The following is a 24,955-nucleotide window of genomic DNA, read 5'->3' on the forward strand; positions in this document are numbered from 1 at the left end:
TAATCATTAGTGACATTAATCATTAGTGACATTAATCATTAGTGGCATTAATCATTAATTACAGTTTTCTACTAATCACGAGTTTAAGGATCTCAGAAGTACCCTCGCCTATGGTACATAGTTTCGCATCACGGTAGAATTTCTCTACAGGATAGTCGGTTGTGTAGCCATAACCTCCATGTATTTGTATAGCTTCGTTGCCCGCCTTTACACAGAGTTCAGAAGCATAGAGCTTGGCCATGGCTGCTTGCTGGGTAACAGGCTGATGGGTTTGTTTCAGATGTGCTGCCTTATGTAGCATGAGCTCCGCCGCTTCTATCTCCGTGGAGAGTTCCGCGAGCTTAAAGCCAATCGCTTGGAAAGCAATAATCGGCTTGCCAAACTGGGTGCGCTCCTTGGCATACTGTATGGCTGCCTTTACCGCCCCTTTAGCCGTTCCTAAAGAAAGCGCCCCGATAGAGATACGTCCTCCGTCAAGTATTTTCATTGCTTGAATAAAGCCCTCTCCTACTTCTCCTAAGCGGTTTTCGTCAGGAATACGGCAATCTTGGAACACAAGCTCCGCAGTCTCGCTGGCACGCATCCCCATCTTGTCTATTTTCTTCCCATTGGTAAAGCCTGGGGTACCTCTCTCTACTACGAAAGCTGTCATCCCATGTTTGTCCCCCTTCTCTCCTGTACGAGCGATAACCACCACTACATTGGCTGAAATGGCATGAGTGATAAAGTTTTTCGTTCCATTAAGTACCCATTCTGCACCGTCCTTAACGGCCGTAGTGAGCATACCTCCCGCATCAGAACCTGTATTGTGTTCGGTAATCCCCCATGCCCCTATATGCTCTCCTGTGGCGAGCTTGGGAAGCCAGCGTTGTTTTTGTTTCTCGTTGGCAAAGGTAAGTATATGATTCACACACAAGGAATTATGTGCGGCTATAGAAAGCCCTATGGCGGGATCCACTTGGGAGATTTCATCTACTATGGTTATATATTCGTGGTAGCCCAAGCCTGAGCCACCGTACTGTTCAGGGACAAGAATCCCCATGAAACCCAATTCGCCTGCCTTGCGGAAAACCTCCACTGGAAACTCTTGGGTTTTGTCCCACTCACTACGGTAAGGCAATATATATTGTTTGGCAAAGGCCGCAGCCGTTTGCGTGATCATCTCTAATTCTTTAGCATAAGAGAAGTTCATCATGGTCATAATATAAAAATTGATTAATTAATATCGAGCTTTTCCTTGAGCCACTTGTCACTATAGATCTTGTTCATATAGCGAGAACCATGGTCAGGGAAGACAACTACCACTACACTCTCAGGGGAGAAAGGGCTGTCTTGGTTATATTTTTGGGTAGCAACCCAAGCCGATCCAGAGGTATACCCACAGAAGATTCCTGTCCTACGGCTAATCTCACGTGCAGCCAAGGCACTTTCCTTGTCATTGACCTTGATAAAGGTATCTATAACACTGGTATCCAATGCCCCTGGAATCATATTCTTACCCAAGCCCTCTATATAATAAGGGTGTAGTTCTCCCTTGTCTATCTCTCCTGTATCAAAGTATTTTTTGATGAGCGAGCCATCGGCATCCACTCCTATGACTTGTACCTTTGGATTTTGCTCCTTAAGATAGCGCGCTATTCCTGAGATGGTACCTCCTGTACCACTACATGCTACCAAGTGTGTAATCTCCCCTGCGGTCTGTTCCCAAATCTCCCTTCCTGTACTTAGGTAGTGAGCCTCGGTATTCAGCGGATTGAAATACTGATTGATATAGATAGAATTAGGCGTTTCCTTGTGGATACGCTTGGCTACTTCATAATAAGAACGTGGATCATCAGCCGCTACCGAAGCAGGGCATACATGTACCTCGGCTCCAAGGGCACGTAGCATATCTATCTTGTCCTGTGAGGACTTATCCGTTACGGCCAGTATACAGCGATAACCACGAATGGCCGCAATCATGGCCAAGCTATAGCCTGTATTACCAGAGGTTGTCTCTACGATCACTCCCCCAGGAGAGAGTAAGCCTTTTTCCTCTGCATCTTTTATGATATGTAGGGCTGTACGGTCTTTGGCCGAATGCCCTGGGTTGAAGGCTTCTACCTTAGCAAAAAAGCGTCCTTGCATAGGTGCAGCTATCTTCTCAAGAGAGACCAAGGGGGTATGCCCCACAAGGTCAAGTATATTTTCTATATATTGTATTTTTTTCATACCTTATTATCGGTGAATCACTATACGCTGGCCTGTTTTGACACTATTGCCCCGGATCTTATTCCATTTTTTCAGCTGATTGACTGTTACTCCATAGCGGGAGGCAATACGGCCGAGGGTCTCCCCTTTCTTCACTTTATGCGTTATCTTATTATTTGCTTTTGCTTGAGCGGCGGATACCACTTCAGGAAGCGGTTTCTCACGCTTGGAAGCCTCTTGATCTAGATAGGCATAGATGATATCTTCATTATTGACAAACTTGCCTATAGCCTCCACAGGCAAGCGCAAGCCGTAGTTCTTTCCTTCTATATAAGGAACGATATTTAGCGAATAAGAAGGGTTGAAGAACTCTATTTCTTGCTCTGTCATCCCCACTACTTCACCTACATCCTTGAAAGAAATATTGCGTTTTACCTGTACTGTATCGGTCTCAAAGAATACTTTTTCGCGTTTTTCTACCTGAAAACCATGTTCTTTGGCATATTCGAAGATATAGAGCGTAGCCAAGAAAGCAGGCACATAACCCGCTGTCTCATTAGGCAGATAAGGGCGCAGATTCCAGTAGTTAGTTTTTCCTCCAGAGCGACGCATAGCTTTGGTTACATTGCCAGGGCCTGAGTTGTAGGCGGCAAGTACCAAATCCCAATCGTTGAACACACTATAGAGTTTCTTAAGGTACTCTGCTGCCGCTTGGGTAGAGCGTTCGGGGTCTGAGCGCTCATCTACATAGTTATTTACCTCAAGATTGTAAATCTTGCCTGTGTAGTACATGAATTGCCACAATCCTTTGGCTCCCATACGTGAGGTAGCCTTAGGGTTCAGTGCCGATTCTACTATAGCTAAGTATTTGATTTCTTTAGGTACTTGGTTTTTGATGAGTTCTCTCTCAAATAAGGGAAAGTAGTACTGACTGATGTTCATCAATCGTTGCAGAGAAGAGCGGCGATTTTTGAGAAAATTCTTAATCACATTCTCTAAAATCGGATTGTATTCTATATGAAAGGGAGTTTTTTGGTCTAAGCGTGCCAAACGTTCTTTGAGTACTTCAGTAGGTAGTTCATCATAGGAGACTGTCCCCGTTGGGGTACTCTCCACATCACTCTGCATAAGGGGAAAGAGTGAACGATTGGAGAGTTCGTCTAACCATTTCTTATCATACTTCAGGACTTTGTTATCGTCCCTGAGTTGCAGCAGCCCCTCTCGCAATGGCGTATTCACCGAAAGGCTATCGGGCGGTGCTACGCGTTGGGAAATAGACTTTTGAGGTTTTATACTATCTATGACATGTCTCGCCTGGGTATCCCCCATATAAGAAAGGCATACGAGGGCTAATAGTTGTATTTTTTTCATGGAAAATATTTAGTCAGGTGTTACAAGGGGCAAAGATACAAAAAAATAATATCAAATACCCAAAGGAAAACATTTTTTTAATTTGTCAATGGGTAAGTTAGCAAATTTGCTCATTGAATCTTTGACAAATTAAATTAACAAATTTGCCAATTAACGCATTTGCTAATTAATTTTTTTGTATCTTTGCCCTCCGAAAGCCGTATTTTTTAACTCAATGAATTCAACGCTCTTCTATTCAAAAATACTCCTCTTTGGAGAGTATGGCATTATCAAGGATTCCAAGGGATTGGCCATTCCCTACAACTCCTACAATGGTACGCTAAAGAAAACCTCCCCCAGCGATATGGGTGAGGTAGAGCGACAATCCAACCTTTCTTTGAGCCAATATTTTGATTATCTCAAGGAAATCTCTCAGCGAGAAGACACTCCTGTACGATTTGATTTAGAGCGTATGCAGCAGGATATAGCCGAGGGTATGTACTTTGACAGCAGTATTCCACAAGGTTATGGAGTAGGCAGTAGCGGTGCCCTTGTGGCCGCCCTTTATGATACCTATGCGATAGACAAGATAGCAACGTCTTCCTCTCTTAACAGAGAAAAATTATTGAAACTCAAGGAGATTTTCTCTCTTATGGAATCTTTCTTCCATGGAAAATCCTCTGGCTTAGACCCTCTCAATAGTTACTTGAGTATCCCCATTCTCATCAACTCCTCTTCTATGATTGAGACTACAGGGATTCCTTCCCCCTTGGAAGAAGGCAAAGGAGCCGTATTCCTTTTGGATAGCGGTATGATAGGAGAGACAGCTCCTATGGTTGAGATTTTCATGGAAAAGATGAAAAATGAGGGCTTTCGCAATATGCTCAAAACACAATTTGCTAAATATACCGACGAATGCATCGAGAATTTCCTACAAGGTAACTTCAAAACACTGATTGTCAATGTGAAAAAACTCTCACGCGTCGTCCTCAACCACTTTAAACCCATGATCCCCAAGCAGTTCCATAGCCTTTGGCAACAGGGCATAGATTCTGGTGATTACTACCTAAAGCTATGTGGCTCTGGAGGGGGGGGCTATATATTGGGCTTTACCCCTGACTATGAGCGTGCTAAGAAGGCTCTCAATGACCACAAATTGGAATTGGTATATCGTTTTTAAGGCATGAGAAAATTAGCCAATGAAGAACTACACCGCCTAAGTGTACAAGCCTACAAAGAGGCCGAGAAGATTCCTGTGATTGTAATCTTGGACAACGTTCGCAGTCTCAACAATGTAGGCTCTGTATTTCGCACTGCTGATGCCTTCAGGATAGAGAAGATCTACCTCTGTGGTATCACTGCCTGTCCGCCTCATAAGGAGATACACAAAACCGCCTTGGGAGCAACCGAGAGTGTGGCATGGGAATACGCCCCCGATGTATGTGCCTTACTCGCTGACTTACACTCTCAGCAGGTACAGACCATAGCCATAGAACAGATAGAAGGAGCCACCTCCTTAGAATGCTTTGTCCCAGAAAAGGGGGTACAATATGCTCTTATATTTGGTAATGAAGTAGATGGCGTACAACAAGAAGCGGTATCCCTGAGCAAACATGCCATAGAAATACCCCAATACGGTACCAAGCATTCGCTCAATATTGCCGTAAGTGTAGGTATTGTCCTATGGGAGATAGGGCATAAGATACGAGAAATGGCCTAAGGCTCTTATTGCAAAGGCTTAATTGCTGTTATGGTTGCTTTTTTAGCACAACTCTGCACGGTAATTTCCATAGGTGTATGTGCGGTGTCTTCACCTTTTATAATATAGGTACGACAGGCCGAATGGGTATCACTACGGGAGAAGTCTATATCTCCATCGTGAAAAAGAGGTGTGAGTTGCTCCAACGAGTAATCCTTCAAGGATTCGGCAAGCGTCAAGGGTTTAGAGCGCAAGTCTTTCAGTACCCTACAGTTGGGCAAATAGCAGAACTCTGTCCCCTTGCGCTGAAAGAAGAACATCACAAAAACACTGCCTATAGCAAGGCCAAAAAAGAAAAAAAGAAAGCGCCTGAGTAGATTCATATAACGTTCATTAATTATGCTGTACCACCGTAAGACTACGGGTAGTTTCATCTATCACTGTGAGTTGTACCTCCGTATAGTGTAAGGGAAGTAATGAGGGAATACGCTCCGCCCATTCGACAAAGCACCAAGCCCCTAAGTCCCAATACTCCTCTATCCCAAAGTCAAGTGCTTCCTGCTCCTCTTCTATACGATAGAGATCAAAGTGAAAGACTTTCCCTTCATGGGCTTGATATTCATTGACTAAGGAAAAGGTAGGACTGCTCACTCGATCACCAACCCCTAGGCTTCGGCATAGCGCCTTGATAAAGGTCGTTTTACCTGCTCCCATAGCCCCTTGGAATAGTAACACCTTCTGTGAGTGAGGGAGTACCTCTTTTACAAAGGTATCTGCTATGCTATCTATCTGAGAGAGTGTGTATTGCATATCTGTGATTTACAAAGGCAAAAATACAAAAATAATGACAAACGACAAACGACTAATGATAAATATTCGTTATCAGTTATTTGTCTCTTGTCATTAGTCATTAATTAAGTAGTATGGAACAAAATTTATTAGAGTACAACACCGAGCGCAATGAGCTTATCATCCCTGAGTATGGGAGACATATACAGAAGATGGTAGAAAAGGCCGTGAAAATAGCCGACCGTACTGAGCGCAACAACACTGCCAAGGCCATCATCGCCGTGATGGGCAACATGAACCCTCACTTGAGAGACGTGCCTGATTTCCAACACAAACTCTGGGATCAGCTTTTCAAAATGTCTGATTTCCAGATAGATGTAGATTCCCCCTTCGAGCGGCCTACGCGTGAATCTACCACCCCAAAACCTGAGCAATTGGCTCTCCCTCAGCACCGTCTCAAATATCGTTTTTACGGGAACAACATACTGAAAATGATTCAGATATGTAATCAGTGGGAAGAGGGTGACCTGAAAACAGCCTTGAAATTCTCTATCGCCAACCATATGAAAAAGTGCTTCCTTACTTGGAATAAAGAAGACGTAGAGGATACGATCATCTTTGACCACCTCTATGAGCTAAGCGATGGAAAGATAGACTTAGGAAGTACACGAGAAAATCTCAATTCCAAACCTACCCATTACCAAAAGAAAAACAACCTCCCTATTGCGGCTAAGAAAAACACTTATCCCAAGGGAAAAAAGAAATAAGCCATGGAAAGTTTTAAAATAGAGGGGGGACACCCCCTGCATGGAGAGATTACTCCACAAGGCGCAAAGAATGAGGCCTTACAGGTGCTCTGCCTAGTACTACTGACCGATGAAAAGGTAACCATTCACAACCTTCCTGATATACTGGATGTGAACAAACTCATCCAACTATTGGAGAACCTAGGTGTGAAGATTCAGAAATTGGCCAAAGGCTCCTATACCTTTCAGGCCGATGATATCAATATGGACTACCTATCCAGCCCAGAATTTGCCAAACAAAGCCAAAGCCTACGTGGCTCTATCCTGATTCTAGGACCGCTCTTAGCACGCTTTGGCTATGGGGGTATTCCCAAGCCCGGAGGTGACAAAATCGGTCGTCGTCGCTTGGATACCCACTTTGATGGTTTTGTGAAACTAGGGGCTACCTTTACCTATTCTGAGCACGAACATTATTACTCTGTTTCTGCTCCCAATGGTCTGAAAGGCAACTATATTCTCCTTGATGAGGCCTCTGTTACAGGTACAGCCAATATCATCATGGCAGCTTCCTTAGCCGAGGGTACCACTACCCTATACAATGCCGCTTGCGAACCCTATCTACAACAGGTATGCCATATGCTGGTGCGCATGGGTGCTAAGATAGAGGGCATCGGCTCCAACCTACTGACCATTCATGGTGTTAAGCAACTCAGTGGCTGTACCCATAGTGTCCTACCCGATATGATTGAGATTGGTAGCTGGATAGGTATGGCCGCTATGACAAAGAGCGAACTGACCATTAAGAATGTGGGTTGGGAGCACTTAGGCCTTATCCCTTCCATATTCGAACGCTTAGGCATCAGCTTAGAGCGCCGTGCCGATGATATCTATATCCCTGCTCATACCAATGGCTACGAGATCCAGAGTTTTATTGACGGCTCTATCCTTACCGTATATGATGCCCCTTGGCCTGGCTTTACCCCCGACCTGTTGAGTATTATTTTGGTAACTGCTATTCAGGCACGAGGTGAAGTGCTCATCCACCAGAAGATGTTTGAGAGCCGCTTGTTCTTCGTGGATAAGCTCATTGACATGGGGGCTAAGATTATCCTCTGTGATCCTCACCGTGCTGTAGTGATAGGCAACGACTTCAGATCCCGACTAAGAGCCACCACCATGACCTCTCCCGATATTCGTGCAGGAATCGCCCTACTTATCGCTGCTCTTTCTGCCAAAGGCACCTCCACCATCCACAACATAGAGCAGATAGACCGCGGTTATGAGCGCATAGAAGAACGCCTCAAGGCCATTGGCGCTAAGATTACCCGTGTATAATCAGTAAAAAATTAATTTGCAACAAACTAATTATCAGCTAATTGTAAAAAACATAAAAAATATTTCGCAAAATCGCTTGCTATTTCAAAAAAAAGCTGTACCTTTGCACCCGAAATAAGAATTGGCCTCGTGGCGCAACTGAATAGCGCATCTGATTACGGCTCAGAAGGTTACAGGTTTGAATCCTGTCGAGGTCACAACACAACGCCCTGATAGTCAGGGCGTTATTTTTTATAAGCCTTTTACCCCCTATTTTAAACGACAAGGTAAACGGCAAACTTACTTGAGGGCCGGTACTACAACTTCACAAATACCTTATAATAATGAGGTAAAAAAATATTCAGAAACACTATGTCATTCCAAAATAAATTCGTACTTTTGCAAAATCTTTGAGCTACGCAAGGGAAAGATGATTTTCAATGAAATATGTATCACTAAAACTATGTGATTTGCAGCTCCTTAGCCCTTGACCTATTACATAGCTAATCCTTATTTATCAGCAATGGCTGAAATTACTAAAGAACAACAAGAACAGTTGGATAACTTCAACTGGACTAAGTACGAACAAGGCATTGACCAAGTAGACCAAAACAAATTGGACGAATTCGAACGCCTTGTTAAAGAAAACTTCGTGGATACCCAAGCCGATGAGCTTGTGATCGGTACTGTAACTCACCTTACTGACCGTGAAGCGATCATTGACATCAACGCTAAGAGCGAAGGGGTAATCTCCCTCAATGAGTTCCGCTACAACCCTAACCTAAAGGTTGGTGACAAGGTAGAGGTATTGGTTGATATCCGTGAAGACAAAACTGGACAACTCGTTCTCTCTCACAAGAAAGCGCGTACTATCAAAGCATGGGACAGAGTCAATGCTGCCTTTGAAAGTGGCGAAATCGTAAATGGTTTCGTAAAATGCAGAACCAAAGGAGGTATGATTGTAGATGTATTCGGTATTGAGGCTTTCTTACCTGGTTCTCAAATCGATGTAAAACCTATCCGCGACTACGACCAATTTGTCAATAAGACTATGGAGTTCAAGGTTGTGAAAATCAACCATGAGTTCAAGAACGTTGTGGTATCTCACAAAGCGCTTATCGAAGCGGATATTGAAGAGCAAAAACGAGAAATCATCGGACAGCTCGAAAAAGGACAAGTACTCGAAGGGGTTGTGAAGAATATCACTTCTTACGGAGTATTCGTTGATCTTGGCGGTGTAGACGGACTTATCCATATTACCGACCTTTCTTGGTCTCGTATCAACCACCCTACCGAAGTATTAGAGCTTGACCAAAAAATCAATGTGGTTATCCTTGACTTCGATGACAACAAGTCTCGTATCCAATTAGGATTGAAACAACTTCAAAAACACCCATGGGAAGCCCTTTCTGATGACCTTAAAGTAGGTGATAAAGTAAAAGGTAAAGTAGTGGTAATCGCTGACTACGGTGCTTTTGTAGAGGTAGCCGATGGCGTAGAAGGTCTTATCCACGTTTCCGAAATGTCTTGGAGTACTCACTTGCGTTCTGCTCAGGACTTCGTAAATATAGGTGATGAAGTAGAAGCTGTAATCCTTACTCTTGACAGAGACGAAAGAAAAATGTCCTTGGGTATCAAACAACTTACTACCGATCCTTGGACTGACATCACTGCTAAATATCCTGTAGGATCTAAGCATACTGGTACCGTACGTAACTTCACCAACTTCGGTGTATTTGTAGAATTGGAAGAAGGTATTGACGGATTGGTATATATCTCTGACCTTTCTTGGACTAAGAAAATCAAACATCCATCTGAATTCTGCTCTGTAGGAGATAAAATGGACGTAGTAGTTCTCGAACTTGATGTAAATACCCGTAAGCTCGCTCTTGGTCACAAGCAATTGGAACCTAATCCTTGGGACAAATACGAAAACGAGTTTGCTGTAGGTACTATCCACCAAGGTACTATCTCCAAAATCACTGACAAAGGAGCAACTGTTCCTTTCAATGAGGATATTCTTGCTTTCGTTCCTTCTCGCCACTTAGAGACTGAATCTGGCAAGAAATTAGGCAAGGGAGATACTGCTGATTTCAAGATCATTGAGTTCAGCAAAGAATTCAAGCGTGTCGTAGCTTCTCATACAGCTATCTTCAAGGAAGAAGAAGAAAAGAATGTAAAAGAAGCCGCAGCTCAGCCTGCACAACAAGTAGAGAAATCTACTTTAGGGGACTTGGACGTACTCCAAGAGCTCAAAGACAAGATGGAAAAAGAACAATAGTGGTTTAGTTTTTTTCATAATTTTTGTTTTAGGGTACTACTTTGTTCTAAAGTAGTACCTTTTTTTACTTTTTTAATCCCTTTTCTTATGAAGTCTGTTCGCATCAACGAATATTTGGTATTTTTATATCGCATTTTCCTCATTTATTTCTTCTATGCGATAGCTCGTGGCTTATTTATCTATTTCAATCACGATGTCATGAGTGATTATCGTGGCTTTGACCTATTTTATTATGGCTTAGCTTTTGATAATTGCGCTATTATGTATGTGAATTTGCTCTTTATACTACTGAGTTTGCTCCCGCTGTGGTACAATAAGCATCCTAAGTTTCAAAAGATAGTCTTTTGGGTATATTTTATACCAAATATCATTGCTTATGCCACCAATTTTATTGATATGGCATACTACCCCTTTAGCAAATCACGACTTACTACCGCTTCTTTTGCTGTGATAGAACACGAAAAGAATATAGCTAAGCTGATTGTTCCTTTCTTAGGCGATTATTGGTATTTATTCCTTTGGTTTTTCTTCCTAATAGGCCTTTGGATCTTCTTGTATAAGCGTGTAAAGGTGCAGCCAGCACCTATTACAAGCAAGAAAATCTACTACAGCAGCTCCGTCCTCTGCTTCTTAGGCTTTGGCACCCTTATTATGATGGCTATTCGAGGAGGAGGATTCACTACCGATACGCGCCCTATCAATATGCTCGATGCTAGCCGACATGTCAATATCTCTGCCCAAGCCGATGCTATTCTCAACACGCCTTTCTGCCTTATCCGCAGCTTAGGAAAGAACAAGGGATTCAAGGAATACCACTTTGTAACCGAGGATTATATCAACGAAGCCCTTAAACCAATCAAGCAATACACTCGTGAGGTTAAGCAAAAGCCCAATATAGTGCTCTTTATCTTAGAGAGTTTCGGTAAGGAGTATTGGGGTTGTATGAATACCAAGGGGGATATCCCCAATTTCAAGTCCTACACTCCTTTCTTGGATTCGCTCTCCCAGCATTCCTTTGTTTTGGACAATGCCTATTGTACAGGGCGCCAGTCTATTCATGGCATGTCCTCCATGCTTGCTGGTATTCCTTCCTTTCAGGTAGCTTATACCTCTTCCCCTTATGTGAAACAGCCTACTCAGTCTTTGGTTTCCATTGCCAAGGAGATGGGCTATGATACCTCTTTCTTCCACTCGGCTCCCAATGGCTCTATGGGATTCTTAGGTTTTTCCAATATCTTGGGCTTTGATCATTATTATGGAAAGACAGAGTATAACAACGATGCCGATGACGACGGCCGCTGGGGTATCTGGGACGAACCTTTCTTCCAGTATATGTGTCGCACTTTATCGGAGAAAAAACAGCCTTTCTTAGGCAATATCTTTACACTCTCCTCTCATCATCCTTTCCAGATTCCCAAGCAATACGAGGGAAAATTTGACAAAGGTACCTTGGAGATTCACCAGTGTATTGGCTATACAGATTATTCGCTCAAGCAGTTTTTTGCTTGTGCCAAGAAGCAACCTTGGTTTGAGAATACGATCTTTGTTTTTGTCAATGACCACCCCAACCAGACCTATTACGAGCGTTACAAACAGGCGATTACCAATATGGGAGCAGCCATTATGTTCTATAGTCCTAATCCTGACTTGGTGCCTACCAAGCGTTATAGTGAGATTAGCCAGCAGATAGATATCTACCCCTCTTTAGTGGATCTGATGGGCTATCAGAAGCCTTTCCGCTCATGGGGACGTAGTGTCTTTGCCGACAAGCCCGATGAGACCCCCCGTGCCTTTATCTCCAACGCTCTGATGTACCAAATGAAGCAAGGCAACTACATCTATATCCTTGACGAAAATGGCCAAGTCAATGGGATTTATAAGAAAGAAGATGAGGCGCTCAAGCACAACCTATCGGGCAAAGAGGATAATGCCGAAATACAAAAGGGCATAAAAGACCTACAAGCCTTCGTACAGGATTATATGGATAGGGTGATACATCACAAATTGGACCCTAACAAAAATTGATAATCAACGCTTTAGAAAATAAAAAGTATTTATTTGTTCTTATCTAATTATTTTTGTAAATTTGTCGCCTAATAAGTATTTTATATGGGAACCAGTGCAGAAAATCAAGAAATTGTTAAAAAAGTTTTTACCAAATATTTAGAGGAACATGCCCATCGCAAAACACCTGAGCGCTATGCCGTTTTGCAGGAGATTTACGACAGCAACGAACACTTTGATATAGAGTCTCTTTATATCAAAATGAAAAACAAAAACTATAGAGTAAGTCGTGCCACCCTCTACAACACCATAGAAATCCTCTTGGATTGTGGACTGGTACGTCGCCACCAATTTGGGCAAAACCAAGCCCACTACGAGAAGTCTTATTTCGACCGCCAGCACGACCATGTAATCCTTACCGATACAGGAGAAGTAGTGGAGTTCTGTGACCCTCGTATCCAAGCTATTAAGCAGACCATAGAGGAGGTTTTTGACATCACCATTGACAACCATTCCCTCTATTTCTATGGTCGTCGCAATAAAAAAGAAAATACTAACGAAGCTTAAAACCAATTTATAATGGCAGTAGATTTACTACTCGGTCTCCAATGGGGAGACGAGGGAAAAGGAAAAATTGTAGATGTCCTTACGCCCAAATATGATATTATCGCACGTTTCCAAGGAGGTCCTAATGCGGGACATACCCTTGAGTTCGAAGGTATTAAGCATGTTTTGCACACTATCCCCTCTGGCATTTTCCGCCCCAATGTGGTCAATGTCATCGGCAATGGGGTCGTGATTGACCCTATCATCTTGAAAAAGGAAATCGACGCACTTGCTCCCTTTGGTATCAACATAAAAGAGCGCTTGCTTATCTCTCGCAAGGCGCACCTGATTCTCCCTACCCACCGCCTGCTTGATCAGGCTTCCGAACTCTCCAAGGGAAAAGCTAAAATCGGCTCTACCCTGAAGGGGATTGGCCCTTGTTATATGGATAAAACAGGACGTAATGGCTTGAGAATCGGGGATATAGAGAACAAAGACTTCCTTTCGCTCTACCGTAACCTAACCGACAAACACCTCTCCATGATTGGTTTCTATGGGGTTACACTTGAGTATGACCTTCCTGCGCTCGAAAAAGAGTTCTTTGAGGCTATTGACCTTATCAAGTCTCTTACTTTTATTGATAGTGAGGACTTTTTCTACCATGCTCAAAAGCAAGGCAAAAAGATCTTAGCCGAGGGGGCACAAGGCTCTATGCTGGATATAGATTTTGGTACTTATCCCTTTGTTACCTCTTCCAATACTACTGCCTCTGGGGCTTGTACTGGGCTGGGTATTGCTCCGAACCAGATTAAGAATGTAATGGGTATCTTCAAGGCTTATACTACCCGTGTAGGTAGCGGCTCTTTCCCTACCGAACTCTTTGACGAAGTAGGTGAGAAAATCGGTCAGATAGGGCGCGAAGTAGGTGCTACCACTGGTCGCAAGCGCCGTTGTGGTTGGTTGGACTTAGTGGCGCTTCGCTATGCTATTCATCTAAGTGGTGTTACCCAACTGATGATGATGAAGGCCGATGTCCTCAGTGGTTTTGAGACCTTAAAAGTATGTACAGCCTATCGCTACAAGGGTGAGGTGATTCAGCACTTCCCTTATGGCACTGAAACCGAAGAAATCACTCCCATCTATACCGAACTAAAGGGCTGGAATACCGACCTTTCAACACTTAAGAACTCCCATGACCTCCCTAAAGAACTCTTGGACTATATCCGCTTTATCGAGAAGGAAGTGGAGGTTCCTATTACCCTAGTATCGGTAGGGGCTGACCGTACACAAACCATTGTTTTCTAAATCAACCCGCTGAGAATGAAGCATATATACCTATCTTTCCTATCCCTTACCGCTCTTGTGCTGACTACTTCCTGCAATACTGATGGGGAGATCCGCCAAGTAGAGGGGAACATATTGGGAACACCGCTCTTTACACCTAAAAAGGACTCTATTGCACTGGAGTTCAACAATATAAAAGTTAGTGCTATACAGACCAATAGCCAAAACAACCCGATCCTTGGCCAGCTTACCCAGGGAAGTCTCGGTACGACCAATGTGGCCTTGGTAACCCAAGCCTTACTCTCTAGTGCCAACCCTACCTTTGGGGAGAAAACCCAAGAGCAAGAGGCCTCTTCCTACAATGAGAATGAGACCGTGGAAAAGGTGTACCTCTATTTGCCTTTCTTTTCTACTGAGAAGAATATACAAGACCCCTCCGATGCTAAAAAGACTATCAAAACTTATACCCTAGACTCTATCTATGGGGGAAAAGAGGCGTCTTTTACCATGAAGGTCGAACAACTCAACCATCACCTAAGGGATATCAATAGCCAACTGGAATCACAGGTATATTACTCTAACGAAGTATTCCCTACTGCCGCAACCTTGGCCGAGGTCACCGTAGCGGGAGCCAGCAACAATCCTATTGTACGCTATCAGTTTGACGACCCTACTACCCAGACCAATGAGGCAACTAAGGAGAAAGACCGCCTTGCTCCTGGTTATCGTATAGAACTCTCCCCTACCCTCTTCCAAAGTCTGCTCTTGGACAAGGAAGGTGATAGCTCGCTTAGTAGTAACGACAGCTTCCGCCAAGCTCTCAATGGCTTGGTGATTTCTACGGCCAACTTCTCCTCTGGACTATTGGCACTTATCAATCTGAAAAATGCTAAGATTGAGGTAGTGTATAACTATCAGTTCCAAAAGGACAACAACACTTATACCAAGAAGAAGTCCTACGAACTCTCCTTAGGCGGTATCAGTTTTAACCAATACACCATTTCCGATAATATGGTTTCTCCCTCTCAAGATGCTATCTACCTCAAGGGCGGACAGGGCTATGTAGCCGAACTGACCATACCTGAGAGCAACCCTGTTTTCCAGATGCTTAAGGCTAAAAAACCGATCATCAATCAGGCTGATTTGTACTTATATGTGGATAAAACTAAGGTAGATCTCACCCAACAACCTCCCTATGTACTCATATACAATGCTACCAAAGGCCTGCCTCTATATGACTATAGTGCTGAGATTTCTGGCAATACCTCCAGCAACGATATTGTCTCTATTGGGCGCCTGACGAAAGATAATAAGGGAGATTATTACTATCATTTTTACCTAACCGACCACCTTACAAGCCTTGTAAAGAATGGTTCTGACAATGTGAAGATAGGTTTGGCCGTCTCCACTCACCTCTCCCAAGACACTAAGAGTACCATTTCGGCTATGAGAAGTATCTCTTATAAGAATAGTGCTAATGAGGTTAAGAAAACCGTCTTAGGAAATGCTGAAAACACGCTCTATACAGTAGTTTATGGCAATGGCAGCCAAGTTCCTGAAGGTAAAAAACTAAAACTTATGGTATATTACACTCTTACAGAGTAACAATTACAAATCCAAAACCACCTGATAATCATTTGCTTTGAGATATTTCAAAAGCTGCTCCAATACATGGAGGGTACGCTCAGAAGTATCGTGCATGAGAATGATATTCCCTTGGGTTAACTTAGAGACAACTCGGCTGTGGAGCCGAGTTTCGTCTTTTATAACCGTATCCAGTGAACGTATATCCCATCCTATGACCCTCTTTCCTGTACGCCTCGCAGCGCTGGCTATATGTGGATTGGTAACCCCATAAGGAGGACGGAAATAAGGGGTTACTATCCCCAATTGTGCTAAAAGAGCATCGGTTTGTTGTATCTCTTGGGTCATAGCAGCCGTGGAGGCAAAGCAGTTTTTGGGGGTATGGCTATAGGTATGATTGCCTATCAGGTGTCCCTCCTCCTTAATTCGCTGGACTATCTGTGGGTATTGCGCTATTTGTCGGCCTATACAGAAGAAAATAGCCTTAACCTCATATCGGTTGAGTAAGTCCAAAAATAGCGGCGTTAGCTCCGTAGGCCCATCGTCAAAGGTAAGTACCACCTGCCGCTTTTGCTTATTTTTCAAACGACAAAGAGTAGGCACAAAATAGCCTAAACGGATATCAAACACCCCCCAAGAGAGCAACCCCACAAAGAGTAACCCCAAGGCAAGGTAATACCCCCAGCCCCATGTATAGCAAGAGCCTACTCCAATCCCAAGGGCTAAGAGTAGGCAGTTATAGTAATGCTTGGTCATTTTAGTAACAATCAGCTAATAGTTGTCCGTTGGCCTTGTAATAATCCGCTGAGAAGGGCGTGAGTTCTCCCAGCCATGTGGTAACGTCCTTATACATATCCAAAGAACCACAGATCATCACCACCCCATCACTGGTTAGTACCTCTGTAAGTAGTGTGGCATCTCTCTTAAGCAAGTCGGTTACATAGCCTCCATCGGTCTCCCGTGAGTAGATCAGAGAGAACTGCTTGATCTTTCCTTTCTGTTGTTGTGCTTCAAAGAAGCGACGATACTCGGCAGCCGTAGCATCATTATGTCTTAGTCCCAGATATACATAGACTTCCGTTTGCTTGTTTTGGTCGGCCATACCCAAGAAAGGTGCTACCCCTGTTCCGTTGGCTACAAGCACTACCTTTTTGGCTTTCTTAGGAAAATGGAAAGATGGGTTAGGGACGATTCGCGCTAAGAAAGTCTCCCCCTTCTTGAGCTGGTAGAGATAGCCTGAGCCTAATCCGTGTACATGTCGCTTAACGGTTAGTTGCAACTTGCCCCCTACTTTCCCTATAGAATAAAGGCGTTCTTGCTTGCCATCGGGATAGATAGCTAAGAGGTCTCCAGAGGTAAAACGTCGCTTTGTCTGTAGTACCAAGGAGAATGTCTCCTCAGGAGCTGTTTCCTTAGCCGCTTCCACTACTTTTATCTTTGTCAGTGCAGCTCTTTCTCCCTCATAGTAGGACGGAGTAGTCTCCAAGGCAAGTTCACTCAGCCCATTCCATGCGGCTACCCATGCTACAAACTCCGCCGAGGATTGATCATTGACCGTATGCACAGGTAGCAGAGAAGTCGCCCAAGAGGTTTCTTTGAGTGCTTCCTCTATAGCAAAAGCAAAAGCACAATAATCAGGATAGAGCTTAGAGCCAAATCCTACTATACTACAAGACAAAGCTCCTTGTGGAGTTGTACGCAATAGAGATAGGAACTGATCGGCATTGCTCGGAGGATTCCCTACCCCATAGGTTGAGGTAAATATAAGCAAATGACTGCCCTTAGGATAGGTTTGGTAACTATTGAGTGGTGCCAAGTAGGCTTTCTTTCCCAAGGCTTGTAGTTGGACTAAGACCTTTTGAGCTACCGAAAGGGTATTGCCGCCTTCTGAACCGTAGAGTAGGATATATTCCGCCTCGGCGGGAGTGCAGGTGTTGCGTACCTTTACCGACTTGCGGGAGAAGGTTATGACAAAACCTGTATAGATGAAAAAGAGCATCCCCACACAAGCAACAACCAAAATAGCTGCCCACCATACGCTGGTACGTCCTGTATGTAAGTCCTTACAAAAGCGGGCAAAAACCTGAGTTTTAGGATAGACCACCTCGCTCAGCACATGACCTGTAAACTGGCTTACCACTAGTTCTCTATCCTTGAGCTTTACCAAATAGGCATCCTCATAAGTGGTGTCAAAAGGGAACTCTACACTCACCACCTTGTCCAAGGTGATTTGGTTAAGTACGGCTATTTGCTGTACCTCCATAGGGTCTTCCCCATCGTAGGATTCTTCTACAGAGTAATCTACCTCGTATTTTTCCTTTGGTTTCTCGCCCAAAAAGCGGTTATATACCAGATAAGTACCAGTAAGACCTAAGATAAGCAGTGGAATAAGTAGCCACTTACCCAAAACAGTATGATAATAGCGAGAGAAACCGTCCTTTATCGTCTTCTTAAAGAAGTTTCTCGCTCCGTTTTGTTTTTTAAAGATTAGCATAAGCCCTGAAAGCACACTAAAGACCAAGCAAAGTGCAATAAAGCCCATAATGATGCGACCCACATTCTTTAGCTCCAAAGAGCGATGTAGGGAAATCATGAATTTGACAAAAGCCGAGCGCTCCTCTACCTTACCCAAGACCTTGCCTGTGAGTGGGTCTATATGGGCATTAACTTCTTTCCCTTCCTTGTCTGTTGCCTTGATTACGGCAAAGCCACGCGGGTCTATGGTAAGGGAATTAACTTCCTGATAAGCCTCCTTGACTCCAGCTATGGATTGAGCTAAAGTAATTTGGTCAAGATGTTCCGCCCTATAGGAGGGATATTGTCTGTCTATATTATTTAGGCCTATAATAGCCCCTGTTACCGCGGCCAAGGCAAAGAATAAAGAGGCTATAATAGCCAGAGTTAAATGGATATAACGCATCATTTCAGTGAATAATGAATAATGAATAATGAATAATGAATAACGAAAAATGAATAGTGAACGCATGAAGAGTTTTTTTTCACTTTTCACTCTTCACTTATATCATTCCCCTTGCTTTAAGCTCCAGATATTTATTGATACTCTGTAGCGTGAGTTGCTGGGGAGGGGTCAGTAGGCACTGAATTCCGTGGCGGGTCAGTTCCTGAACAATAAGCCGTTTCTCAAAGGAAAATTTCTCGGCGATAACCTTGTCATACACCTCTTGGATATGCTCGGAAGGCTTATGCAGGAGGTGTTCCAGTTCTGTATTTTGGAAAAATATCACCACCAAAAGGTGCTTTTTGGCTATGGCCTTTAGAAAGGGCAATTGCCGATATAGGCTATTAGGAGTCTCAAAATTGGTATAGAGCATCAGCAAACTGCGTTGCTTAATGGTAGTATTGATATCCGAATAGAGCCTACCGAAATCCGTCTCCTTGAAATCTGTCTCTATACGATAGAGCTTTTCCATGATACGCTGCATTTGGTCGGATTTTCGATCGGCCACTACCCTATCCTCTACCTTGTGGGAGAAGGTGAAAATTCCTGCCTTATCCTGCTTTTTGAGAATGATATTGGTCAGTGCCAAGGAGGTATTAATCGCATAATCCAAGAGCGAAAGCCCTTCAAAGGGCATATACATACTGCGTCCCTTGTCTATAAGGGTATATACATGTTGCGCCTTCTCATCTTGGTACTGATTGACCATCAGCTGTGCGCGCTTGGAGGAGGCTTTCCAGTTGATTGTTCGCATATCATCACCCTGTACATAGTCACGTATATGCTCGAACTCCATGGTGTGGCCTATCTTGCGTATCTTCTTGATTCCATAGTCAAAAAGGCGTTGGGAGAATGCAATCAGCTCAAACTTCTTCATCTGGATAAAGGACGGATAAGTGGCCACCATAGCATGCTCACAGGAGACATAGCGCTTTATAAACAGCCGTAAAGGAGTATAGACAAAGGCATTGAGCTTCCCAAAACTATACTCCCCTCGCTCGGTAGGGCGCAGGTAGTACTGGAATACCTGCTCTTGCCCTCCCCTGAAGTAGAGGGTGTATTCGAAATCTCGCTTTTGGAACTGAAAGGGAATCTCATCCACCAGTTGCATATACATAGGAAAGGGATAGAGACTCTTGATATGTACCTCTATAAGGTTCTCATCGCTATTGGAGAGCCTCTCTGGCAATACCCGCTGGGCTTCAATCCCTTTTTTAGTGGTGAAAACCAGAAGAAAATCCAAAAAACACACCAAAGCAAATACATACAGAGCCCCCTGCGCTATGGGAGTGAGACCCACCCAAAAGAAAGAGAGGGTATAGAGTCCCATAAGGCAGAGCAACCAGATGAAAAAGCCTGTATGTAAGTATATTTTTCTCATCGGGGTATGGCTACACTTTCTATGATTTGTTGGATAATCTGTTCCGAGCGAATGCCTTCCATTTCCTTTTCAGGGGCAAGGATTACCCTATGCCCCAGTACGGGATAGGCGGCTTGTTTGATATCCTCTGGGGTTACAAAGTCTCGCCCTGCAAGGGCTGCAAAGCCTTTAGCAGCATTGAGCATCGCCAAGGACGCACGTGGAGAAGCCCCTAAGTAGAGGAAGCTGTTCTCACGAGTGTTTTGGGTAATTTTGGCTATATATTCTATCAGTTGCGGCTCTACAAGTATATTCTTAACCATAGCCTGATAACGCACTAAGTCCTCAGCCGAAAGCACCTTGCTCACTGTAGCGGTCTTGTCCTGTGCCTTGGCCTCATGCTCGCGGGTAATAATCTGAATTTCATCTTCCAACGAAGGGTAGTCAATCACAATCTTAAAGAGAAAACGGTCTAGCTGGGCTTCAGGCAGGCGATAGGTACCTTCTTGTTCTATTGGATTTTGGGTAGCAATCACCAAGAAAGGGGGCTGCATCTTAAAGCGTAAACCGTCTATAGTGATTTGTCGCTCTTCCATCACTTCAAAGAGCGCCGCTTGGGTCTTGGCGGGAGCTCGGTTGATCTCGTCAATAAGTATCAGGTTGGAGAAGATAGGCCCTTTCTTGAACTCAAATTCTGATTTCTTGAGGTCAAATACGGAAGTTCCCAACACGTCCGACGGCATAAGATCAGGAGTGAACTGTATACGGCTAAAGCCTATATCCAAGGCCTTGGAAAGGAGCTTTACCGTAATAGTCTTGGCTATCCCTGGTACGCCTTCCAAGAGTACATGACCGTTGCTTAGCAGAGCTACCAGTAGGTAGTCTATCATCTTCTCTTGTCCTACGATGACCTTCTGAAGCTCGGAGCGCACCTGAGCCAATTGTTTTTGCAACAGGCCAAGGTCAAGGCGAGAGGCAAATTCTAATTTATTATTTTCGTCCATAGGTATATCTTTAATGTATGTTCCAAAATTCGTCTATCCATTTGTCCAACTGGGTAAGAGTTTCCTCTTGGGCTTGTTGGGTTTGCTCAAAGTGTATAATGGTGCCAACTATCTGTTGTACTAAGTCCCTATCCTTGCCTGATTTGTTAGCTAACTTAGTGGCAAAATCCTCATTGATTTGCTGGGTATCGAGGTAGTATCTTTGTCTTACTTGGTCTAAGAAATAGGTAATCTTCTTACGTACCATATCGGTAGCATCGCGCTCTTGGTAGTAGAGCGAACTGATGCTTTGGGCAAACTCAATAGTGGTATTTTTTGGCTTTTCTATCACAGGAATAGTTCGTTGCTGGCGCTTCCCCTTAAAGAGCAGATACAGCACAAAGCCCAAAAGCATCAAGTGCCAGGCTGTACGCAGCTGTGGCTGACTCATGATAAAGCTCAAAGTATCTTCTCCTTGAGTAGGAGGGACAAACCAAACCGTTGGCCTATCCTCTGGCAAATAGGAGAGCACTGTAGCGACATAGGAGCGTGCCTCTTGACTCTCTTTGAGAAAGTAGTTGGTAAAGGCCATTGGGGGGCCTAAGTAGAGGAAGAACTTCCCCTTGCCATAAGGTACTTCTACAAAGTTGATTTTTTTTCTTATTTTTCTACCATCAGAGAAAAACACATAGCCCAAGGCCTTGTCCCGCTCCTTATCCAACTGGGTAAAGTAATTGACCCTCAGATAGGCCCTTTCTGGGTTGATATAGATCTGCTTATCATAAGAGGTACTATTGAGTTGCAGATTGATATCTTCTACGGTTAGCTCATAGTCTATATCTATCTTCAGTGTATCCATTAGCCCATAATCTTGATTGAGAAAAAGCGCTTGGCTACCTGCCCTCACATCGGAAAGTATTTTTTTGAGAGATACCTCATCTATTCCTTCTGTGGTAAAAATATAATTATAATTTTCTTTTTGCTGATTTCTCCTAAGGTATTCGTAAGGGGTATAGGATATTTTATCTATCTTTTTAGAGAAAAAGTGCTTGAGCTGCTCACCAAAGATATAAAGCCCATAAGGCTGCTTACTATTGGCATCATAGGTCTGCTCCCAATCCACCTTTCTATCGGCCGATGAGAAGACAGTTAGTGCCATGACAATAACCACTACACTCAAAAGAATCAGATAATTACGTATTGCCTTTCCCATTTACTTCTTTTTTTGAGTGTTTATATACCCTTGATAATCAGCCTTTGCCTCTTGGTATTGGACATCACTGATAGAGAACTCTCCATACCATATATAGTTATACACCTTGGAGAGATAGACAAAGCGTGCCTTCTGGGTTGGGTCTTTGATTTCTCGCTCATAGTCAGAGTTTGTTTTTCTCTCCTCCCAAGCTATTTGTCCTTTGTCAGAAAGTACCTTCAGTAGCCATAGATAATATAGGCGAATACTCTGGCGGGTATCATTCTGTTGTTCTGCTTTTTGTATCAGTGTAGGAAAATCGGCTTGATGGAGGTGCTTCTCTATGGCGTCCATAGGAATATCCGAAAGTTTTTCCTTACTCCTATCGGTTAGCCAGCGACCTTTGCGGCCAAGTGCCCAGCGTACCACAAAGAAAATAACGACCAATACCAGTACAAAGCCCAATAGTTGTAGCATATGTTGTGCCCCATTCCCTTGTAAGTTTTTTCCATAGATAAACTCAAGTATCTTATATATGATGCGTACCAATACGTCCCAAAACCCTGAGAGAAAAGCATCATTCTGCCCAGAGGTGTCTGAGTAATCAAAATCAGCAGTGTTGTATTGCTCTGGTACCCCCTCAAAGGAACGCAGCGCATCGGGAGGGGTTTGCCTTACAGGAATCTGATAGGTAAGGCTGTCTTTTCCATGAGTAGCAGGAGCTTCTGTTTGTGCATACAAAGGCACTCCTATACACAGAAAGTATAGGAGTAGTCCGTATAATTGTATTTTTCGCCTATTCTTCTTTAGCATTTTGACCTATAAGATCTATTTCATCGGTATATTCCCCGTCTTTTTCTCCAAAGTGAATGAGTATTTGCAAGAATGTCTGAAAATTGGATGCTACAAAAACAACTGTAATGATAATAAGCAGCAATATAAAGACCAAAATCGTATTGCTTATAGTAGCTTCAAAGCCTGAGAGTCCTCCTAAGACTACCAGATAAACAACCATAGGCACAATAATTCCTGCTGTCGTTATAGCATAAATGATGAGGCTCATTACAAAAGTAGCCCCAAATTTGTCCCAAAAACCTACTTTTAACTGATTGAACACCTTACCCAAGGCAGGGAAATAATCCATTTTATCTTTGATATATATAAGCATAAATTGTTGCAAAAAGAGAACCATAAAAGTACTCATAAAAGCACTGACCAGCTGAAGCAAGACAGGTTCTTCATCGAACAATTTGATAGTCCACAGCAAAATAAACCCAAAAGGAATTCCTATGACAAAGAAAGAGATAAACCCAAAAGCAAAAGCTCGGGGAAGCATCACTCTGATCCTATCAAAAATCTCCTTAGCACTTATATCCGTCCTATAAGGTGCCTCCTCCAGCAGTTGCGTATAAGCAATAGGGAAACAAATGACAAACAATACTAAAAAGACAGACAACAGCAGCAAAACCAAAACCAACAAGGCCGTTGGTCCAAAACCAATAGAGGATCGAGAAGAAGCATAAAGAGCAAACATAGCTACTGCAATAATACCCACCGCTGCAAATATAGCACCATTGACTATTAAGTAATTAGAGAAGAAATTCCTCGCATACTTCTTAAAGAAAGTAAACGTATCTCCAATGAGGGCACTAAAGCCTCTTTTCTTGTAGAAAATAAAATCATTCATATTTTTGACTATTTGATTTATAATGTTTTACTATAGGATATATCAAAAAATAATAGGTAATCACCGCAAGTGTCCCCAGTATGATTGTAAGGTTCAACCACAGGGGCATATCATAATAATAGCGCGTAATAAAGCCCTCTATAAAGCCTGCGGCTATAAAGAAAGGCACCGTTCCAAAGAGCAGAGACACACCTTCCTTGAAAGCAATCTTAAAGGAAAGCATACGCGAATAAGTTTTGGGGAAGAGAATCCCCCCTGTAAGGACAAAGCCGGCCGCTATAGCTATGATAATACTAAAAATTTCCATGGCTCCATGCAGCCACAAGGCCCTAAGGGCTGCATCTATCACGCCCATATCATAACAAAAATACGTGAAAGCCCCCAACATAACTGCATTCTGTAACGCCATAAGGAAAGTTACTGTCCCAGCGGTAATCCCACAGAGGAAGCAGTAAAAAGCCACCTTGATATTATTGAAAGTAATCGCTATAGCCGTAGCCCAATTGCTCCCTTGCTTATATATAGCCATAGGGTCGCCCCTCTCTATATGCTCCAAGGTCTTGTTTATATAGGTATCCCCCATAATGACCCTTACATAGCGCGGCTCGTAATAGGCCGAAAGTGTCCCCACCAAAGCGAAGAAGAAGAATAGGATAAAACTAAAATAAATAAGCTTTCGGTACTTATAGGCAAGCATGGGTACATAGTCGGTGAAAAAAAATTTCAATCTATTTTTTTCAATTCGCTTGGTTTTGTAAATTTTTTGGTATATTTGCGTGACCAAAAAATTGAGATATGTAACTGTATTACTCTTTGGGTAATAGGTCTGGGCAAAAGACAAGTCACCCAATAGCTGGACGTAATAATCCGCCATTTGGTCAGGGGAAATAGGCTTTCGCTCATTTAGGACAGCCTCCACCTCCAACCATTTGTCTTTATTTTGCTTGATAAAGGCTACTTCTCTCATACAAGGTGCTAAATTAGAAA

The 24,955-nt window shown here is 43.3% G+C and carries 22 protein-coding genes and 1 tRNA gene; 10 read left to right on the forward strand and 13 right to left on the reverse strand.

All coding sequences use genetic code 11. The annotated features are described in order from the left end of the window. Positions 1 to 58: 58 nt before the first annotated feature. From HMPREF9331_RS09920 to HMPREF9331_RS09930, 3 genes are read right to left on the reverse strand one after another with little or no spacing between them, the layout of a single operon-like run. Positions 59 to 1,192, reverse strand: a complete 1,134-nt coding sequence (locus HMPREF9331_RS09920) for an acyl-CoA dehydrogenase family protein (RefSeq protein WP_172539823.1) — start codon at positions 1,190 to 1,192, stop codon at positions 59 to 61. Between the two features lie 23 nt (positions 1,193 to 1,215). Continuing rightward, the gene (locus HMPREF9331_RS09925; protein ID WP_016420817.1) at positions 1,216 to 2,211 is read right to left on the reverse strand and encodes a PLP-dependent cysteine synthase family protein; all 996 of its coding nucleotides are present in this window, start codon (positions 2,209 to 2,211) and stop codon (positions 1,216 to 1,218) included. A gap of 6 nt (positions 2,212 to 2,217) precedes the next feature. After that, positions 2,218 to 3,561 carry a lytic transglycosylase domain-containing protein gene (locus HMPREF9331_RS09930; protein ID WP_016420818.1) on the reverse strand — a complete coding sequence of 448 codons (1,344 nt, stop codon included), beginning with the start codon at positions 3,559 to 3,561 and terminating at the stop codon, positions 2,218 to 2,220. A 214-nt stretch (positions 3,562 to 3,775) separates the two neighbouring features. On the opposite strand from HMPREF9331_RS09930, the gene HMPREF9331_RS09935 reads away from it, so the two are divergent. Then, entirely contained in the window at positions 3,776 to 4,720 is a 945-nt protein-coding gene (locus HMPREF9331_RS09935; protein WP_016420819.1) for a mevalonate kinase family protein, read from the forward strand. 3 nt (positions 4,721 to 4,723) lie between these two features. Further along, positions 4,724 to 5,260 (forward strand): TrmH family RNA methyltransferase, encoded by a 537-nt coding sequence (locus HMPREF9331_RS09940; protein WP_009642253.1) that lies wholly within the window; start codon positions 4,724 to 4,726, stop codon positions 5,258 to 5,260. A gap of 5 nt (positions 5,261 to 5,265) precedes the next feature. Here HMPREF9331_RS09940 and HMPREF9331_RS09945 read toward each other — a convergent pair whose 3' ends face one another. Both HMPREF9331_RS09945 and tsaE read right to left on the reverse strand, forming a co-directional pair. Continuing rightward, on the reverse strand, positions 5,266 to 5,622 hold the full coding sequence (locus HMPREF9331_RS09945) for a hypothetical protein (RefSeq protein WP_016420820.1): 357 nt from the start codon (positions 5,620 to 5,622) through the stop codon (positions 5,266 to 5,268). A gap of 10 nt (positions 5,623 to 5,632) precedes the next feature. Next, positions 5,633 to 6,049 (reverse strand): tRNA (adenosine(37)-N6)-threonylcarbamoyltransferase complex ATPase subunit type 1 TsaE, encoded by a 417-nt coding sequence (gene tsaE / locus HMPREF9331_RS09950; RefSeq protein ID WP_016420821.1) that lies wholly within the window; start codon positions 6,047 to 6,049, stop codon positions 5,633 to 5,635. A gap of 113 nt (positions 6,050 to 6,162) precedes the next feature. On the opposite strand from tsaE, the gene HMPREF9331_RS09955 reads away from it, so the two are divergent. From HMPREF9331_RS09955 to HMPREF9331_RS09990, 8 genes are all read left to right on the forward strand, one after another. After that, positions 6,163 to 6,795: a DUF4290 domain-containing protein gene (locus tag HMPREF9331_RS09955; RefSeq protein ID WP_016420822.1), complete on the forward strand. Its 633-nt coding sequence runs from the start codon at positions 6,163 to 6,165 to the stop codon at positions 6,793 to 6,795. Positions 6,796 to 6,798: 3 nt separating this feature from the next. Beyond that, positions 6,799 to 8,109, forward strand: a complete 1,311-nt coding sequence (gene murA / locus HMPREF9331_RS09960) for a UDP-N-acetylglucosamine 1-carboxyvinyltransferase (protein WP_016420823.1) — start codon at positions 6,799 to 6,801, stop codon at positions 8,107 to 8,109. 123 nt (positions 8,110 to 8,232) lie between these two features. Next, a tRNA-Arg gene (locus HMPREF9331_RS09965) sits at positions 8,233 to 8,306 on the forward strand. Positions 8,307 to 8,611: 305 nt separating this feature from the next. Further along, positions 8,612 to 10,369, forward strand: a complete 1,758-nt coding sequence (gene rpsA, locus HMPREF9331_RS09970) for a 30S ribosomal protein S1 (protein ID WP_016420824.1) — start codon at positions 8,612 to 8,614, stop codon at positions 10,367 to 10,369. 87 nt (positions 10,370 to 10,456) lie between these two features. Beyond that, positions 10,457 to 12,394 carry an LTA synthase family protein gene (locus HMPREF9331_RS09975; protein WP_016420825.1) on the forward strand — a complete coding sequence of 646 codons (1,938 nt, stop codon included), beginning with the start codon at positions 10,457 to 10,459 and terminating at the stop codon, positions 12,392 to 12,394. An 84-nt stretch (positions 12,395 to 12,478) separates the two neighbouring features. Beyond that, entirely contained in the window at positions 12,479 to 12,940 is a 462-nt protein-coding gene (locus HMPREF9331_RS09980; protein WP_009642261.1) for a Fur family transcriptional regulator, read from the forward strand. A gap of 12 nt (positions 12,941 to 12,952) precedes the next feature. Beyond that, a complete protein-coding gene (locus HMPREF9331_RS09985; protein WP_016420826.1) occupies positions 12,953 to 14,224 on the forward strand; it encodes an adenylosuccinate synthase in 1,272 nt (423 codons plus the stop codon). A 15-nt stretch (positions 14,225 to 14,239) separates the two neighbouring features. Further along, positions 14,240 to 15,808 carry a DUF4270 domain-containing protein gene (locus HMPREF9331_RS09990; protein WP_016420827.1) on the forward strand — a complete coding sequence of 523 codons (1,569 nt, stop codon included), beginning with the start codon at positions 14,240 to 14,242 and terminating at the stop codon, positions 15,806 to 15,808. Between the two features lie 3 nt (positions 15,809 to 15,811). Here HMPREF9331_RS09990 and HMPREF9331_RS09995 read toward each other — a convergent pair whose 3' ends face one another. The 8 genes from HMPREF9331_RS09995 to HMPREF9331_RS10030 all read right to left on the reverse strand — a co-directional run bounded on the left by HMPREF9331_RS09995 (position 15,812) and on the right by HMPREF9331_RS10030 (position 24,935). Next, positions 15,812 to 16,543 carry a polysaccharide deacetylase family protein gene (locus tag HMPREF9331_RS09995; RefSeq protein ID WP_016420828.1) on the reverse strand — a complete coding sequence of 244 codons (732 nt, stop codon included), beginning with the start codon at positions 16,541 to 16,543 and terminating at the stop codon, positions 15,812 to 15,814. A 1-nt stretch (position 16,544) separates the two neighbouring features. Beyond that, positions 16,545 to 18,710, reverse strand: a complete 2,166-nt coding sequence (locus HMPREF9331_RS10000; RefSeq protein WP_234945878.1) for a PepSY domain-containing protein — start codon at positions 18,708 to 18,710, stop codon at positions 16,545 to 16,547. Between the two features lie 94 nt (positions 18,711 to 18,804). Beyond that, positions 18,805 to 20,127 carry a DUF58 domain-containing protein gene (locus tag HMPREF9331_RS10005; protein ID WP_016420830.1) on the reverse strand — a complete coding sequence of 441 codons (1,323 nt, stop codon included), beginning with the start codon at positions 20,125 to 20,127 and terminating at the stop codon, positions 18,805 to 18,807. Further along, positions 20,124 to 21,110, reverse strand: a complete 987-nt coding sequence (locus HMPREF9331_RS10010) for an AAA family ATPase (protein WP_016420831.1) — start codon at positions 21,108 to 21,110, stop codon at positions 20,124 to 20,126. The genes HMPREF9331_RS10005 and HMPREF9331_RS10010 overlap by 4 nt, the downstream gene beginning before the upstream one ends. 10 nt (positions 21,111 to 21,120) lie before the next feature. Next, positions 21,121 to 22,302 (reverse strand): hypothetical protein, encoded by a 1,182-nt coding sequence (locus tag HMPREF9331_RS10015; protein ID WP_016420832.1) that lies wholly within the window; start codon positions 22,300 to 22,302, stop codon positions 21,121 to 21,123. Beyond that, positions 22,303 to 23,094, reverse strand: a complete 792-nt coding sequence (locus tag HMPREF9331_RS10020; RefSeq protein WP_016420833.1) for a DUF4129 domain-containing protein — start codon at positions 23,092 to 23,094, stop codon at positions 22,303 to 22,305. Beyond that, complete coding sequence (locus HMPREF9331_RS10025; protein WP_016420834.1) at positions 23,078 to 23,968, reverse strand: hypothetical protein; 891 nt, start codon at positions 23,966 to 23,968, stop codon at positions 23,078 to 23,080. The genes HMPREF9331_RS10020 and HMPREF9331_RS10025 overlap by 17 nt, the downstream gene beginning before the upstream one ends. Then, complete coding sequence (locus tag HMPREF9331_RS10030) at positions 23,961 to 24,935, reverse strand: stage II sporulation protein M (protein ID WP_016420835.1); 975 nt, start codon at positions 24,933 to 24,935, stop codon at positions 23,961 to 23,963. The genes HMPREF9331_RS10025 and HMPREF9331_RS10030 overlap by 8 nt, the downstream gene beginning before the upstream one ends. Between the last annotated feature and the right edge of the window lie 20 nt (positions 24,936 to 24,955).

It is taken from the genome of Capnocytophaga granulosa ATCC 51502 (genome assembly GCF_000411115.1).
GTDB classification, from domain to species: Bacteria; Bacteroidota; Bacteroidia; order Flavobacteriales; family Flavobacteriaceae; genus Capnocytophaga; species Capnocytophaga granulosa.